Annotated in this window: 16 protein-coding genes; 10 read left to right on the top strand and 6 right to left on the bottom strand. The window is 54.6% G+C overall.

Annotated features, from left to right (window positions below; translation table 11 throughout):
- The first annotated feature begins 810 nt into the window (after positions 1 to 810).
- The 3 genes from QLG08_RS20070 to QLG08_RS20080 all read left to right on the top strand — a co-directional run bounded on the left by QLG08_RS20070 (position 811) and on the right by QLG08_RS20080 (position 1,836).
- On the top strand, positions 811 to 1,107 hold the full coding sequence (locus QLG08_RS20070; RefSeq protein WP_238493069.1) for a YrhK family protein: 297 nt from the start codon (positions 811 to 813) through the stop codon (positions 1,105 to 1,107).
- A 109-nt stretch (positions 1,108 to 1,216) separates the two neighbouring features.
- On the top strand, positions 1,217 to 1,396 hold the full coding sequence (locus tag QLG08_RS20075; protein ID WP_015700582.1) for a hypothetical protein: 180 nt from the start codon (positions 1,217 to 1,219) through the stop codon (positions 1,394 to 1,396).
- Between the two features lie 242 nt (positions 1,397 to 1,638).
- On the top strand, positions 1,639 to 1,836 hold the full coding sequence (locus tag QLG08_RS20080) for a DUF6404 family protein (RefSeq protein ID WP_013025308.1): 198 nt from the start codon (positions 1,639 to 1,641) through the stop codon (positions 1,834 to 1,836).
- A 36-nt stretch (positions 1,837 to 1,872) separates the two neighbouring features.
- Here QLG08_RS20080 and QLG08_RS20085 read toward each other — a convergent pair whose 3' ends face one another.
- The 4 genes from QLG08_RS20085 to QLG08_RS20100 form a co-directional block, all read right to left on the bottom strand.
- Entirely contained in the window at positions 1,873 to 3,378 is a 1,506-nt protein-coding gene (locus QLG08_RS20085; RefSeq protein ID WP_014593397.1) for a SulP family inorganic anion transporter, read from the bottom strand.
- Positions 3,379 to 3,512: 134 nt separating this feature from the next.
- Complete coding sequence (locus QLG08_RS20090) at positions 3,513 to 3,773, bottom strand: biofilm/acid-resistance regulator YmgB/AriR (RefSeq protein ID WP_013025310.1); 261 nt, start codon at positions 3,771 to 3,773, stop codon at positions 3,513 to 3,515.
- Between the two features lie 370 nt (positions 3,774 to 4,143).
- Entirely contained in the window at positions 4,144 to 4,551 is a 408-nt protein-coding gene (locus QLG08_RS20095; RefSeq protein WP_165836181.1) for a DUF2000 domain-containing protein, read from the bottom strand.
- A gap of 42 nt (positions 4,552 to 4,593) precedes the next feature.
- Positions 4,594 to 5,439 carry an AraC family transcriptional regulator gene (locus QLG08_RS20100; protein WP_014606156.1) on the bottom strand — a complete coding sequence of 282 codons (846 nt, stop codon included), beginning with the start codon at positions 5,437 to 5,439 and terminating at the stop codon, positions 4,594 to 4,596.
- A gap of 154 nt (positions 5,440 to 5,593) precedes the next feature.
- Here QLG08_RS20100 and QLG08_RS20105 point away from each other — a divergent pair, with 154 nt between their 5' ends.
- The 6 genes from QLG08_RS20105 to QLG08_RS20130 all read left to right on the top strand — a co-directional run bounded on the left by QLG08_RS20105 (position 5,594) and on the right by QLG08_RS20130 (position 10,690).
- On the top strand, positions 5,594 to 6,022 hold the full coding sequence (locus QLG08_RS20105; RefSeq protein WP_013025313.1) for a MarR family transcriptional regulator: 429 nt from the start codon (positions 5,594 to 5,596) through the stop codon (positions 6,020 to 6,022).
- A gap of 2 nt (positions 6,023 to 6,024) precedes the next feature.
- Positions 6,025 to 7,710, top strand: coding sequence for an MFS transporter (locus QLG08_RS20110; RefSeq protein ID WP_105083382.1), 1,686 nt, complete (start codon positions 6,025 to 6,027; stop codon positions 7,708 to 7,710).
- Positions 7,707 to 8,807 carry an HlyD family secretion protein gene (locus tag QLG08_RS20115; protein ID WP_013025315.1) on the top strand — a complete coding sequence of 367 codons (1,101 nt, stop codon included), beginning with the start codon at positions 7,707 to 7,709 and terminating at the stop codon, positions 8,805 to 8,807. The genes QLG08_RS20110 and QLG08_RS20115 overlap by 4 nt, the downstream gene beginning before the upstream one ends.
- A complete protein-coding gene (locus QLG08_RS20120) occupies positions 8,804 to 10,183 on the top strand; it encodes an efflux transporter outer membrane subunit (RefSeq protein ID WP_013025316.1) in 1,380 nt (459 codons plus the stop codon). Before QLG08_RS20115 ends, QLG08_RS20120 begins: the two co-directional genes overlap by 4 nt.
- Before the next feature lie 157 nt (positions 10,184 to 10,340).
- Positions 10,341 to 10,484 (top strand): hypothetical protein, encoded by a 144-nt coding sequence (locus QLG08_RS20125; RefSeq protein WP_014606152.1) that lies wholly within the window; start codon positions 10,341 to 10,343, stop codon positions 10,482 to 10,484.
- A 32-nt stretch (positions 10,485 to 10,516) separates the two neighbouring features.
- Positions 10,517 to 10,690, top strand: coding sequence for a hypothetical protein (locus tag QLG08_RS20130; protein ID WP_014606151.1), 174 nt, complete (start codon positions 10,517 to 10,519; stop codon positions 10,688 to 10,690).
- Here the strand turns inward: QLG08_RS20130 and QLG08_RS20135 are convergent.
- Complete coding sequence (locus QLG08_RS20135; RefSeq protein WP_105079228.1) at positions 10,681 to 11,841, bottom strand: beta-glucosidase; 1,161 nt, start codon at positions 11,839 to 11,841, stop codon at positions 10,681 to 10,683. The two genes, QLG08_RS20130 and QLG08_RS20135, sit on opposite strands and share 10 nt — an antisense overlap.
- A 156-nt stretch (positions 11,842 to 11,997) precedes the next feature.
- Here QLG08_RS20135 and QLG08_RS20140 point away from each other — a divergent pair, with 156 nt between their 5' ends.
- Entirely contained in the window at positions 11,998 to 13,458 is a 1,461-nt protein-coding gene (locus tag QLG08_RS20140; RefSeq protein WP_019105718.1) for a phospholipase D family protein, read from the top strand.
- A 31-nt stretch (positions 13,459 to 13,489) separates the two neighbouring features.
- On the opposite strand, the gene mdoC is transcribed toward QLG08_RS20140, so the two are convergent.
- A complete protein-coding gene (gene mdoC, locus QLG08_RS20145; RefSeq protein WP_014593404.1) occupies positions 13,490 to 14,614 on the bottom strand; it encodes a glucans biosynthesis protein MdoC in 1,125 nt (374 codons plus the stop codon).
- Positions 14,615 to 14,762: the final 148 nt, after the last annotated feature.

The following is a 14,762-nucleotide window of genomic DNA, read 5'->3' on the forward strand; positions in this document are numbered from 1 at the left end:
ACGCCCATTCATTACAGATACAGCAGCGTACACGCAATGCTCCGGCGTGAGGGCTGGTGCGACAAGCACAAACCGGTCTTCCGCCTCTACTGTGAACAGGGGCTGTCTCTACGACCCAGACGGCCACGTCGCAATAAATCTGCCCTGCGAACACCGCCGCAGGTTCAGGGCTTATATTCGAATCACGTCTGGGGCATGGATTTTGTCTCGGACGCGCTGCTTGACAGGCGACGATTGCGCCTGCTTACGGTTATCGATTTTTACACCCGCTGGGATCTGCGTGCGGCAGAATCTGCGTCTGACAGATGTAGCCTAAATGCTGAACAACATAGCGATCAAGGGTCCTTTACCTCATTGACTGAAAACCGCTAATATTTTGAATTTAATGGGAAAGTTATGGACGGATTGGTGTAGGAAAGAGGGATTAGGATCGAATTCTCACTCCCGGAAACACTGATAGACAACGCTAAGCTTTAGTCGTTTAACAGCAGGTTGTGGCAGGGATGTCTGAACGAGAACGGGTTCGTATCTCTGGAAGATGCACAGTGAAAATCGAGACCTGGTGCATACACTTTAATCAATGTCACCCCCATTATGCACTGGGCTGGATGACACCTTACGAATTTGCCAAAAAATCTGCCGTTTGACCTAATTTGCAGCCAGATATTCCTGATTATGAGTGGATTACATATGGGGTGATTCATAAGGATATGATTTCAAATTAAAAAAAAGAGTATTTGTGTCTTTAGCCGGAAATAATCTCCTCAATGTTTTAAAACATGCCAAATATTGATTGAAAGGAAATTTGTTTTGTCAAAGCATGACTTGAGTGAAAATGTTGATACAAATCAAGCAGAAATCGATTTCGGTTCAGACCACATCATCATAGCGCGCCGCTACCGGGCCCTTGGGGCACTGAACGATCTCTTTATCGCGATATGGTTTTTGACAGGAAGCGTTCTTTTTTTCTTCGACTCGCTAATGACCGGCGGTACCTGGTTATTTGTGGTCGGCAGCCTTCAACTTCTGTTACGCCCGGCGATAACCCTGGCAGAGCTTATTCATGTCAAACGTGTTTATCGCTCTCGCCCTGCCACTTCGCGGTGACAGCCTGAGACAGGTGGTTCAGATGAGTCAGCCCGGCCGCTATTCTGCGGCCCGGCTGTAAGGCGGTCAGACTTAACATCGCTGCTAAAACGTTACCAGGTGCGAGCCGGTGGCGGAGGCGGTTGTTCGCCGGTTGCGGGTGGAGGGGGCGGAGGAGGGGCGTCAGCCCGAGGAGGTGGAGGCGCTAAAGCCTGTCCTGGCGGTGGAGGCGGTGGTGGTGGACGACGATCGTGCGGCGGCGGTGGCGCGCCGCAACCCGGACCTGGCGGCGGCGGTGCGCAGGCGCTGAGCGTGGAAACGACAAAAGCAGCGGCTAAAAAGGTCAGACGACGATTCATTCTATTTCCCTTATGAAATTAACAGTAAGCTAATTGTAGACACCCGTAACTAAAAATAGGGTGGCGAAGGGGAAAAGCGAAGCGAGGAAGGCCATTTGTTTGTTTTTTGAGATACTTCTCATCTCACGATGATGATTCGGCTTTTTGTCTTCACTCCGGTTAAGGTAGCGCATCAATGTAGAGGAGTAATGTTATGAATGGCATTTTGAAATTCGTCCGCGGCTGGCTGATTTTTTCGGTTCTGTGGGGCGTCTTCATGTGGTTTATGTCATGGCAGGCGCAGGGCAAAGAGATTGGACTGGCCATTTTAATGAGCCTGTATGCCGGGTTGCTATACCAGGCACTCATCACCATGGTGGCCCGCTACAAAGCCCGCCGCCAGCAAGCCTGACTGCGGCCTGCTGCGCTCAGGCAGCAGGCCAGTGACTCAGCTCAGATTACCGGTCAAGCGGCGATGGAAATCACTGCTGCGCAGATCCAGCCCTTCTATGGTCACGTGCGTGCCATAGCGCTGGTAGCGATATTCGATTCCATCCAGCGCGGCGACGCTGGAGGCATCCCAGATTTGCGCGTGGGTGAGGTCGATAATGACGGATTTCGGATCCTGTGCGTAATCAAAGTGCTCAAACAAATCGTTGCTGCTGGCAAAAAACAGCGGCCCGCGCACGGTGTAACGCACCGACTGCCCGTCTTCACTTAGCTGCCTTTCGGCATGAATGACATGCGCAACGCGGCGTGCAAATAACATCATCGCAACGATAACCCCGGACAGTACCCCAAGCGCGAGATTACCGGTGAGTACCGTAATGCCTACCGTCAGCACCATCACCAGCGTTTCTGACCAGGGCATCCGTTTCAGGGTTGCCGGTTGCAGGCTGTGCCAGTTTACCGTCTTGACGGCGACCACCATCATGATTCCGGCCAGAACAACCATAGGGATCTTCGCCATAATGTGGCTCAGGCCGGTGACGAGAAGCAGCAGGACCAGGCCCGCCGCAATCGTTGATACCCGACTGCGCGCTTTGCCGAGTTCTACGTTAACAATGGTCTGGCCAATCATGGCGCAGCCGGCGATGCCGCCGTAAAAGCCAGCAAAAATATTGCCTATGCCCAGCCCCCAGGATTCGCGCCGTTTGCTGGAAGGCGTGTCCGTAAGATCATCAACTAATTTGGCGGTCAGCAGCGATTCCATCAGCCCGACAAACGCAATGCTGAGCGCCGTGGGCCAGACGATTTGCAGCGTGTGGCGATCGAGCGGTACGGCTAAGGTCGTAAAGTCAGGTAAGCCGGCACTCATCGGGCCTTCATCCCCCACATCCGGTACCCGGTAACCCATCAGCAGCGCCACGCCGGTCACAACGATAATGGCGACCAGAGGGGAAGGAACACTTTTAAGCACTCGGGGCAACAGCAGCACAATCGCCAGAGTGAGTGCGAACAGAGCCCATACTACAGGCGACTGACCCCAGACATGGGGAACCTGAGCAAAGAAAATCAACACGCCAAGCGCATTCACAAAGCCGATCATCACCGAACGTGGGATATAGCGCATCGCCCGTGACATCCCGGTGACACCAAACAGAATCTGAATCAGTCCGGCCATCACGACCGCAGGCAGAATGTAGGCCACGCCATGGGCATGTACCATCGGGCCAATCACCAGCGCCACCGAACCCGCCGCCGCCGTCACCATGGCCGGCCGTCCGCCAAGAATGGACAGCGTCAGGCAAAGTACAACAGAGGCGACCAGGCTGACTTTGGGATCGACGCCTGCGATAACAGAGAAAGAGATCACTTCAGGAATCAGTGCCAGGGCCGTAATGACGCCAGCCAGACATTCTCGGGTAAGCAGTGCAGGCGAGCGCAGTACGCGCCCCACACTGATATCGTTTTCCACAACGGCGGTCGTGGCGACATCGTTTTGTTGAATCATAATGTTGTGCAGGCTCTTTTATTCATATCTTGCGCGAAAGGCAAGGAGGACAGGATATGGTGAGGGGCAGATGTTACCGATGGATAAACGAAGAAGCCAGAGAAAGCGAAATGACTCCATCCATGGAGAAAGGACTATACCGTTAAGTCGTCAGGGGTTTTGTACACCACCATCTCCAGCAGGTGACGATAAACATCCAGTGAAACTTCGTCACTTTCCAGTTCAAGACGATGAATCAGCTTAGAAATTATCGCTTTGTTATTCACAGCCATGCCTGACTGCAGAATTTCTGCAACCACCAGTCCAAGAATTTCCATATCACTGTCAGGCTTGTTACCAGCAACGGTAAAGTAGTCAGCAATCTCTTTATCAGTTTGGGGCAGTGTGTTTTGCATGTGTTAGCCTTTCAAATAGCCAGCTACCCGGGCGGACAGCAGGACAAACAGACCTAAAAGCCATCGCATAAAATACAATGGAACCCAACGCCGTAAACAGGTCGAGATAATCAAAAAAGAAACCTCTGAGGGTGGAAATCCATTACACCTTCAGAGGCGACGCAGATGCATCATTCGTTACAGAGTCGTGATCACAACTCGTTGGCTGTAAAGTTATACAATGTAACTTTGATTGTACAAGTAAATTATTAAGCAAAAAATGCTAATGGTTAACAATCAGCATTTTAGGTAAATTATTTGCCGTTAATCTGTACAGGGAAATGTGTACAAGTTGAAAAATCGGCGCGTGAGCAGCACGATTCACAGCAGGTTAAGCAAAGAGGGGAAGCTTCGCGGTGAGTTTACGGACCTTCTTCTTGTCTCCGACGATAGCCATGCCCAGCAGACGCCATTCCGCTGCCGGTTGTGTCTTCATGGCGGCGGTAAAGACTCCATAGTCTGTCGTCGACTGACCTTCTTCCGGAAACACCACAATATCGCATTCCGCCTGCTCAGCCTGCGGCCATAATGCGCTGAGCTGCTGTGCATCAGCGGCCAGCACGGGGATGCCTACCGGAATCAGGCCGGGAAAGCGCCGGGTGGCGGCATCCTCAAGGGCTTCGCCTGCAAGGGAAGGGTGCCGCTGACCCACGGTCAGGGCGATAACGGCTGCGGCATTGGTTGCTTTGCCAGCGGGTAACGCGCTGTTCAATATCATTACACATCGTGGTTCTGTCATTTTCATCTCCTGAGGCAAAAAGCCATTGTGGCAAGGCTCAGCTCAGGCGTCTGGAAGATTTGTGCACAGTTGCTGGTAACGCGCGGGCGTCAGTTGGCAGGCGCGTTTGAACCAGCGCCCCAGATGGCTCTGGTCGGCGAAACCCAGCTCGGCTGCAACCTGTGCGGGCGATTCACCGATGGCCAGCCGACGGCGCGCCTGGCTCAGGCGCCACTGCACTAGCCAGGCGTGCGGCGGCAGGCCCCATTGTTTTTGAAACAGCCGGGAGAGGCGAAACCGATCGACGTTGAGCGCCTGCGCCAGCTCGGCAATGCCGGGATTTTCCGCATGATAAGCCATCAACCAGTCGCGCGCCTGATGCGCCAGCGACGGTGCTGTCTCTGCCCGGGCGCCGCGCAAGACGGGAGAATAACGGAGTTGCTGGAATAAGCGATCCAGCGCTGCATCTTTAATGAGCCGGGGATGATCGTGCCAGAAAGCGTCAAACGCGTGCCAGACCGCCCAGGAGAGTTGACCATCGTCTTTCAGCGTGCTGGCAAAGCGTAGGTCTCCGCAGGGGAGTCCATCAAGACAGGCTGGCGCAAGCTGCTGATGTAGCTGGTGAGGCGAAAGATACAGCATACGGTAGGTAAAACCCTGGGCATCAACGGCATCGCCGTCATGCAGTTCTTCAGGTTCTAACATGAAGACGGTGCCGGGGCGGCTGTGATGACGCTGGCGTCGGGAATGGAACTGCTGTACGCCTTGCTCAGTCACGCCAATTAAATAGCTGTCATGCCAGTGAGGATCGTAGGCATGACCGGTAAAATGCGCCCGCAGAGATTCAATACCGCTGTTTGGGTCGCGACGCAAATCCACCCAGCTGTCTGTTGAGTCTTTCACACGCATTTTACTCCACGAAACTTTTACGACAGTATCAACCTGGACATTCTGCCGCGATTATCCAGTATTTAACAGAGCAGATACTTTTCATTCGCAATTTGCTTTGCGTATAATAACTTATTCAACTAATTAGAACTCTAATCATTAGGTTGCTATTTAAATGTCATCTACCCGTACCTTTACGCACTTGCTCCATCTTACTGCTCATGCCTGGCGTCTGGCCGTCGATCGTCATTTGAAAGACAGTGGCTTAAGTACCAGCAGTTGGATGGCGATTGGGCTTATTGCCAGCGAACCTCAGCGGCTTACGCAAACGGAGTTGGCGCAACGGATGGGGCTGGAGGATGCCAGTATGGTGCCGCTGGTGGATCGTCTGGTGAAGCAGGATTTACTGACGCGCGTGCAGCCAGCCGAAGACCGCCGCAAACGTCACCTGGTGCTGACCGAAAAAGGGAATGACGCGTTCGCCAACGTTAAAACCCACGCGGATGCCTTACGTGCTGAGCTGCTGGCTGATATCGATCCTCAGGAGCTCGCGGTGGTTGAGCGAATTTTAGAGACACTGCTGACCCGAATGGGAACGATGTAATTATGGCCCGGCGCAATCCCTACGCTGCGCGTGAATGGTTGCCACATGAAAAACCTATGCTGCCGGGGTCGCCTTCGACGCCGCTGCACTCAACGCCTAAACGCATTGCGTTTGGGCTGATTGGCCTGCTGATCTCCCTGACCGGTGCACTGAGCAACGCGCTGGTCAGTGCGAACCTCACGAATCTGCAAGGAACCTTTGCCGCTTACTCCAATGAAATCGCCTGGCTACCGGCGGTATATGTGATGGGGAATATCTCCATCAACCTGCTGCTGGTGAAATTTCGTCAGCAGTTTGGACTGCGGGTTTTCACCGAAGCCTTTCTGGTGCTTTATGTCTTAGTCGCCTTTTTCCATCTCTTTGCCAACGATCTCAGTTCGGCGATTATCGTACGCACCGCCCATGGCATGGTGGGCGCTGCCCTGAGCTCGCTAGGGATCTATTATCAGGTGCAGGCGTGGCCGGCGAAACATCGCCTGAAGGCCCTGGTTATTGGCCTGACCGTTTCGCAGTTGGCGATTCCGCTGGCCCGACTCTTTTCCAGCGAGTTGCTCCAGCTTGAGGAGTGGCGCGGGCTTTATCTGTTTGAGCTGGGATTAGCGCTGATTGCGTTGGGCGCGGTGTTAGTGGTTAAGCTGCCGCCGGGCGATCGTATTAAGGCGTTTGAGAAGATGGATTTCGTCACCTTTATGCTGCTGGCACCGGGCATGGCACTGCTGTGCGGCGTACTGTCACTCGGCCGAATTGAATGGTGGTTTAGCACGCCCTGGCTCGGCGTTTGTGCTGCGCTGGCGTTGGTGCTGATCGTCACGGCTTTCGTGATCGAGCATAACCGCCGCAATCCGCTGATCAATACGCGCTGGCTCAGCAACGGGATGATCGTGCGTCTGGGCATCGTGATGATCATGATTCGTATCGTGCTGGCGGAGCAGAATACCGGTGCGATAGGTTTTTTGCAGCAAATTGGCCTACAAAACGATCAGCTGCACGGCTTAGCCTGGGCGATCATCGCCGGGGTGATTGCCGGCATTGCAGCCAGTGCGCTAACCATTAAGCCAACGCATCTCAACTGGCCGATTGTGGTGTCACTCATCGTGATGATCATCGCCTCACTGATGGACGCGCAATCCAGCCCGGTTACTCGTGCGAACAACATGTACTTAAGCCAGTTTTTACTGGGATTCGGCAGCGCCTTTTTTATGGCGCCCGCCATGCTGATGGGCATTGGTAGCGTGGTGACCCAGCCGAAAAATCTGGTCAGTTTTGTGGTGTTGTTTGGCATGAGCCAAAATCTGGGCGGCTTAATCGGCTCGGCGATTCTGGGCACCTTTCAAACCTGGCGTGAAAAATATCACTCCAGTCTTCTTGGCGATCAATTATCGTTACTGGATCCCAACATCAGTGAACGGCTTAGCCAATATGGCGCCCTGTTTACCAGTCAGATCAGCGACAGCGCCCTGCTTAGTGCACAAAGCACCAGCCAGCTTCAGTCAGTCGCAACCTTGCAGGCCAACGTACTGGCCTATAACGATACCTATCTGCTGACGGCGGCTCTGGCGCTGATTACCCTGATGTGGGTGCTGTGGCGCTTAACGCGTCGGCGCTATCTCGACTGGCGACAGGCCACCTTCAATCTGGCAGAGCAGCGTCAGCTTGCCGCCGCACAAGAACGAACGGAGCAACAATGAGTCAACAGGATGAACTTCAGGCAGCAGAACGCGATCGGGCCAACCGCCGTCGTATTCTCTCGATTGCTTTAGGCAGCGGTATTGTGGTGACAGGCGTGCTGGTTATTCTGTATGCCTGGCAGCTTTGGCCTTTCACCAGTTCCGTTCAGAGCACGGAAAATGCCTATGTCCGCGGGCAGGTCACGTTTATCAGTCCGCAGGTAAATGGTTATCTGACCCAGGTGGATGTGGTTGACCTACAGCCGGTTAAAAAAGGTCAGTTACTGATGACCATTGACGATCGTATCTATCGTCAGCGCGTGCACCAGGCGCAGGCGCAGCTGGCCATGAAGCAGGCTGCACTCAATAATAATCAGCAGCAGCGCCTCAGCGCGCAGGCCACGATTCAGAGTAATAAAGCGGCGCTGGAAAACGCCAAAGCCCAGGCGGTGAAAAGCGGTCTGGATCTAAAACGTGTTGAAAATCTGGCCGCAGACGGTTCGCTCTCGGTGCGCGAACGCGATGCGGCGCGCGCGGCGAATGCGCAGGGGCTGGCTCAGCTGCATCAGGCGGAAGCGCAGGTTGCGGTGGCCCAGCAAAACTTGCAAACGGTCATTGTTAACCGTGCCTCGCTTGAAGGGGACGTGGCCAGTGCGAAGGCCGCTCTGGAGCTGGCGGAAATCGATCTGGCCAACACGCGCATTACCTCACCTGACGAAGGGCAACTCGGACAGCTATCCGTGCGTAAAGGCGCCTACGTGACGGCCGGTACGCGCCTGACGTCGGTGGTGCCCAACCATAAGTGGATTATCGCGAACTACAAAGAAACGCAGCTGGCGCATATTCGTCCGGGGCTGCCGGTAACGATTCGTGTGGATGCGCTGGACGGTAAAACCTTCCAGGGTCGCGTTGAATATCTTTCACCTGCTGCAGGTTCAGAATTCAGTGCCATATCGCCGGACAATGCGACCGGCAACTTCGTTAAAATCGCTCAGCGTATTCCGGTACGTATTGATGTGGCGCCAGAGGTCCAGCAACAGCTGCGTCCCGGGATGTCGGTTGAGGTCAGCATTGACACGGCCGCACACGTGGACGGAGAGGGAGAGAAAACGCCATGAAGGGCTTGCGTATAGCCGCTGCCCTGCTGGCGGTCGTGCTGGCAGGGTGCAGCACCCAGGTCGACAAAGCCCCGTCCGCCTTGCCCATTCCCCCACAGTGGCGCGATCGGGTAGGGCCTTCTGCGCCACCGGAAGCCGCATGGTGGCAGGCCTTCGGCGACGCCGATCTGAATCGCCTGGTGGATCAGGCGTTGCGTAATAATCCGGATATCCTGATCGCCCGTTCACGGGTTGATCAGTATCGGGCCCAGCTACGTGCAACGGAAGGGGACAATTTTCCGACGCTCAGCGGCGGCGTCGCGGCGACGCGTCAGCGCGCATTATCCGCGGCGACGGGACAGCCTAATGACACCTCTGTTTTTCAGGGACAGCTACAGGCCAGCTACAATGTGGATTTGTGGGGCGCGCGCAGCCGTTCGATCGATGCGGCGCAGGCGACGCTGGAGGCACAGCAGGCCGCCGCCTCGGCAGCCGAGCTGACCATCGCCAGTTCGGTGGCATCCGGTTATATGACGCTGTGCGCGCTGGATGAGCAACTGCGCGTTACCGAGGCTACGCTGGCAACGCGGCACAACTCGCTCAAACTGGCGCAGCGCCAGTTCGAAACGGGATATACCTCCCGGCTGGAGTGGATGCAGGCTTCATCTGAGTATCAGTCCGCTAAAGCTCAGGTTCCGCAACTCCAGCATCAAATTGCGCAACAGGAAAATGCGCTCAGCATCCTGGTAGGGATGAATCCACGTGAAATCGCACGCCATCGGGCGTTCACGGCCATCATGCCGCAGGTTATGCCGGGCGTGCTGCCGTCTGCACTGCTGAATCGTCGTCCTGATATCGTGCAGGCACAGCGTCAACTGCTGGCCGCCGATGCCACGCTGGCGTCATCCAAAGCGAAGCTGCTGCCGGGAATTAACCTCACTGCCTCAGGCACGCTTCAGAGTTCCGTGTTGCATCAGCTGGTGGACGATCCTTTCCGCCTGTGGAGCGTCGGCGGCAGTATTCTGGCCCCCTTACTCAACCGCGAAGCGTTAACCGCGCAGGTGGATGTCTCCATGGCTTCGCGTAATCAGGCTTTGTACAGCTATGAGAAAGTGGTGCGAAACGCCTTTTCAGAGGTGAATAATGCACTGGATGCGATTCGCCAGGGCGAGGCGCAACAGGAAGCGCTTCGTCAACAGGAACAGTTTGTCGCCGACGCGTTGCGCATCGCGACCGAACGCTACCAAAACGGTTATGCCTCTTATCTGGACGAGCTGGATGCACAGCGCACCCTGTTTGCGACTCAACTGAACCTGGTGACGGTCAAAAATAATCTACTGCAGGCGCAAATTGAGCTGTATCGCGCGCTGGGCGGCGGCTGGTCTGCCGGGAAATAGCGTCGCACTATCCGGTATGGCAGGGGCTGAAGGGCGGCACATCCCGGTCGTGCCGCGCCATCAGGGCGGGTTTGTAAAATAACGGATTCCTGAATAAGATTGCTCTACACTGTAGCCCGCAAATGCACCTTTGAGCCACGCGTTAACCAGGAAGAGCATGCTTTTACCCAGCCCACCAGAAGAGCACGATGAACCTGTGGTTCAGCCCCTTGCCGATGCTCACTTTGCGATTGTGGTGCTGGCAGTAACCTCGGTCACGCTGATTATTTTCGTTTTGATCGTCACGCTTTGGATGAGTTAGTGTTTATCAACCGGACCTGAAAGGAGTGAGGGATGGAATCGAGAGATGATAAACTGATTGCGATTATTGGCCTGCTGACCGCTTGCCTGATCGGTGTCACTTTCTTGTTTGTGGTGACGTGGCTAAACGACAGCCGCCTTGCCTCGCCGCCGGAGCGCCTTGATACGCAAACCTGTTATCCCAAACCGCCCTCGCGTCAGCTCTGATCGCGCTTAGTGAACTTTATCTGCTGACTGCGCAGCACCAGTGCCAGGTCCTCATGCACGGTGCGGTTGCCATTGGGATCGGCGAGGCCCAGCAGTGACCCTGGAGAACGCCTGTCGTCTGCCCATGCCGGATACTCCACCACGGGATAGAGCGAAATGCCCTCCATCGCAATGCCCTGATCCAGGGCAACGGCAACGTTTTCACTGACCTCCTGTAGCCAGGGCGCGCGAGCTTCGCCTTCGGCACCGGTTTCGGCTATCAGCATAGGACGTTGATAACGCTGCCAGTATTGCGCCAGCAGAATATGGAGCGGGGCGCGTACCGGGTCGTCTCTGTCCATTGGCCGATCGGGGAAGAACCAGTGGTTATCCGGATAGTAGTTCAGGCCCAGAATATCCAGAAAATCTTCGTGCCCGCCCAGTTCTTTATCGACACGTCCGGCTAACATATCCCAGGCTTCAAACTGCGCCTGATGCTGTGCATCAGCCCCGGGTTTACTGTCGGGGTTATCGGGATGATGGGCAATCTGCACCAAAGGATCGGTCAGCACAAAACGGGCGTCAGGTATCACCTCACGAATTGCCTGCATGGCAGCCAGAGAAGCACGAACCAGTTGCCGCTTAAACTCTTTACCACGCTGACTGGCATGGGGATTAAACCAGGCCACGTCGGCGCCTGCCCAGGACCAGAATGAGATCTGGTTTACGGGCGTGAAAAAAGCCTGCTGAATGCCCTGATCGCGGATAATGCGCGCCATTTCCCGGGCATAACGTTCGAAGTGGTCGACGAACCCGGCTTTCCAGACAGAAATATGATCGGGATAGCCAAAGTGGGCCAGTTCCCAGATGATCTGCAACTGGTTATCCCGTGCCGCTTCGACCATTGGCAGGAAACTGCTCCAGTCGTACTGGTTAGGCGTTTTTTCAATCAGGTGCCAGCGTGCACCATCCCGCGCGGTCAACAGATGCAGATCGACCAGTGCCGCATAGTCTTTTTTAAGCAGCATATCGTGCCCGCTGCTGATCACCATATCCAGCCGTTTGCCCGGCGTGCGGCAGGCGGTGGAACAGGGGAAGCTGCCCTGAAAAAAGCTCTGAAACAGGCGGGGATGATGGCGTAAACGGTCGTCAGTTAAGGGCGATTGACTCATATTCCTCTCCTGCCGGGCAAATGACAGTCACAGATCGTTCGACTAAGTCTAGACTAAAAAACGGTGCCATCAGCATGGCTGATGTGCAACCGGCGCTGGCATACTCTGGCGCCCGGAGGAATAATAATAAATGACAGTATGATTCAGGGAATATTCATGACCGAAGCGTTTGATTTGCCCCAGAGCCCATCACGGCAGAGCTGGCTTGAAGAGCGGCTGGTTCCGCTTTGTTTGCACCATCCGGGGTTGAGCGGCATTCATCCACTCAGTGACGGGCTGGATGCTTTTGCCGCACGTTACCTGCTGATGGAGAAAGCCGCGAAGACGCTGGATATACAATACTATATCTGGCAAAACGATATGTCGGGCAGGTTGCTGTTCAGTGCCATGTTGGAGGCCGCCAATCGCGGGGTGATCGTACGGCTGCTGCTGGACGATAACAATACGCCAGGGCTGGATGATACGCTGGCGCAGCTGAATCACCATCCCAACATTACCGTCAGGCTGTTCAATCCGTTCTCCTTTCGTACCCTGCGCGCGCTGGGCTATCTCACCGACTTCGCCCGCCTCAACCGGCGGATGCATAATAAGAGCTTCACGGCGGATGGCGTCACGACGGTAGTCGGTGGACGTAACATTGGCGACGAATATTTTGGTACGGGCAACGAACCCCTGTTTGCCGATCTCGACGTGCTGGCTATCGGCTCGGTGGTCAACGAAGTGGCCGAAGATTTTGAACGCTACTGGAACAGTAAACCCGTTTCGCCGCTAAGCGAGGTGCTGGATCAGCCGATGTCGGCGCATCCGGATGTGGTGTTACCGCCGGAGTGGCGTGAAAGCGAGACCGTACAGCATTATCTTCAGCGCCTGAATAAGTCCTCGCTGATCGATCAACTGACTCAGGACGATCTGCCTTTTGTCTGGGCCAAAACGCGCCTGTTGAGTGACGATCCGCGCAAGGGATTGGGAAAAGCCCGACGCAAGTCACTTCTGCCTCAGCGTATGATGGAAGTGATCGGCGCGCCTCAGCATCAGTTCGACATCATTTCCGCTTACTTTGTGCCGACCCGCGCGGGCGTTGCCCAACTGCTGGCGATGAAGCGCAAAGGGGTGAAGATCGCCGTGTTAACGAACTCGCTGGCGGCAAACGATGTGTCCATTGTGCATGCGGGCTATGCAAAATGGCGGAAAAAACTGTTGCGGCACGGCATTTCGCTTTTCGAATTAAAACCCCAGGCCGGCCTGAATGACACGCCGCACGATCGCGGCTTGACCGGTAATTCAGGCTCAAGTTTGCACGCGAAAACCTTTTCAGTGGATGAAAAAATCCTGTTTATCGGCTCATTTAACTTCGATCCACGCTCGGCGGTGCTCAACACCGAAATGGGGCTGGTCATTGAAAGTGAAAAACTGGCCGCCGAAACCCATCAGCGTTTTAGCGACTCAATGCGCGATCGGGCCTGGACGTTGCGGCTGGACAAGTGGGGAAGAGTAAACTGGCTGGAGTATCCCGGCGAGGCGCAGCAGGTTGTTCACAAGCATGAACCCGGCTGCAGCTGGTGGCAGCGTCTGCAGGTTCGACTGGTGTGGCGATTACCTATTGAGTGGCTGCTTTGAAGCAAGGCGATCGGCAGCGATCGCCTTATCATTAGCGCTTCTGCGGCTTACCGGAAAACAGAAAACGCAGAAGAGGAATACGCAGGTGCAACTCATACAACGTGAATGACACGCCAAATACCATGACCAGACCCAGCAGGAAGCCCAACGTATTGTTATGCAGTACAGGCGTCACATAAATGCCGTACAACAGCGTCAGGGGATGGTGCACCAGATAAATAAACAGCGAGGCGTTAACCAGATACATAATGCCTGGCGAATGTGAGTTAAGCAGTTTATGTCCCAGACTGTAACAGACGTTCAGCATGCAAAGTCCCATCATGCTGCTGATTAACGCGTCCAGCTCATACAACCAGCCTTCACCACTGCTTGTGCGTTGATTGACAATATATGCCACCAGCAGCAGCACTGCGCCAATGAACAGCACGGGATTCACCCGCACGAACAGCTGTTTCAGCGCCTGATGTTTCCAACTGAGTGCGCCCAACATAAAAAAGGGCAGGTAGAACAGGGACTGCATCACCACGAAATTAAACAGCGCATCGCTTAACAGGGTTGGATTCGTGTAAAAGACAACACGTCGAAAAGCGCCCCACATCAGGCCCCAGATCAACAGGCCAAGCGCCAGTTTCCCCCAGCCCACGCGTTGATAATCAATGTTACGCTTTTGATCCCGCAACCAGCGGAACGTGATCATGCCGAGTGTGGTAAGAATTAACAGCACCAGTAAAAACCACAGGTGGGAGATCAGCTCCCACATCAGGTTGTTGAATTTCGCGTAGGGCGGCAGGGCGCTCCAGTCCGCGTATTTGCTTGTCCATGCCTTCAGCATAAAGAACTGTGGCAGCGTAATTAAGGGCACCGCCGTCAGCATCGGAATGCCGACCCGCTCCAGACGAACTTTCAGAAAGCGTCGGGGCTGATAGCGCAGATAGAGCATGTAAGAGAAGTAGCCGGAGATGACAAAAAACACCTGCATGCGGAACGCATGAATAAAATCATTCAGGGTCGTAAGCCATAGCGAAGCGTCGCTGCTGTTGACGGCCCATTTCTGCGACGAATAGATCAGGGAAACGTGAAACGGCACGCCCAATAACATCAAACAGGCCCGGATCGAGTCGAGAAAATACTCACGCTCAGTTTTTGTTGTACTCATAAAGTTCCAGTTCGTTAGTACGTTTTTAGCCGGTTTCGCCCTGAAACCGTATTATGTCGGAAGGAAATTCTAGCTGCAGATAACAGAGTATACTATCAGTTGAATCTCAGTTGAGCCCGTAACGTTTAATTGTCCTAAAATCACCCCT

It is taken from the genome of Pantoea sp. V106_11 (assembly GCF_029967885.1).
Taxonomy (GTDB): Bacteria; Pseudomonadota; Gammaproteobacteria; order Enterobacterales; family Enterobacteriaceae; genus Pantoea; species Pantoea ananatis.

What these genes read in the sequence shown, in the direction of transcription:
- QLG08_RS20080 (WP_013025308.1), top strand. Translation starts at nt 1,639, where the DNA reads ATGAATGGCATTTTGAAATTCGTCCGCGGCTGGCTGATTTTTTCGGTT.
- QLG08_RS20085 (WP_014593397.1), bottom strand. Translation starts at nt 3,378, where the DNA reads ATGATTCAACAAAACGATGTCGCCACGACCGCCGTTGTGGAAAACGAT.
- QLG08_RS20090 (WP_013025310.1), bottom strand. Translation starts at nt 3,773, where the DNA reads ATGCAAAACACACTGCCCCAAACTGATAAAGAGATTGCTGACTACTTT.
- QLG08_RS20095 (WP_165836181.1), bottom strand. Translation starts at nt 4,551, where the DNA reads ATGACAGAACCACGATGTGTAATGATATTGAACAGCGCGTTACCCGCT.
- QLG08_RS20100 (WP_014606156.1), bottom strand. Translation starts at nt 5,439, where the DNA reads ATGCGTGTGAAAGACTCAACAGACAGCTGGGTGGATTTGCGTCGCGAC.
- QLG08_RS20105 (WP_013025313.1), top strand. Translation starts at nt 5,594, where the DNA reads ATGTCATCTACCCGTACCTTTACGCACTTGCTCCATCTTACTGCTCAT.
- QLG08_RS20110 (WP_105083382.1), top strand. Translation starts at nt 6,025, where the DNA reads ATGGCCCGGCGCAATCCCTACGCTGCGCGTGAATGGTTGCCACATGAA.
- QLG08_RS20115 (WP_013025315.1), top strand. Translation starts at nt 7,707, where the DNA reads ATGAGTCAACAGGATGAACTTCAGGCAGCAGAACGCGATCGGGCCAAC.
- QLG08_RS20120 (WP_013025316.1), top strand. Translation starts at nt 8,804, where the DNA reads ATGAAGGGCTTGCGTATAGCCGCTGCCCTGCTGGCGGTCGTGCTGGCA.
- QLG08_RS20125 (WP_014606152.1), top strand. Translation starts at nt 10,341, where the DNA reads ATGCTTTTACCCAGCCCACCAGAAGAGCACGATGAACCTGTGGTTCAG.
- QLG08_RS20130 (WP_014606151.1), top strand. Translation starts at nt 10,517, where the DNA reads ATGGAATCGAGAGATGATAAACTGATTGCGATTATTGGCCTGCTGACC.
- QLG08_RS20135 (WP_105079228.1), bottom strand. Translation starts at nt 11,841, where the DNA reads ATGAGTCAATCGCCCTTAACTGACGACCGTTTACGCCATCATCCCCGC.
- QLG08_RS20140 (WP_019105718.1), top strand. Translation starts at nt 11,998, where the DNA reads ATGACCGAAGCGTTTGATTTGCCCCAGAGCCCATCACGGCAGAGCTGG.
- mdoC (WP_014593404.1), bottom strand. Translation starts at nt 14,614, where the DNA reads ATGAGTACAACAAAAACTGAGCGTGAGTATTTTCTCGACTCGATCCGG.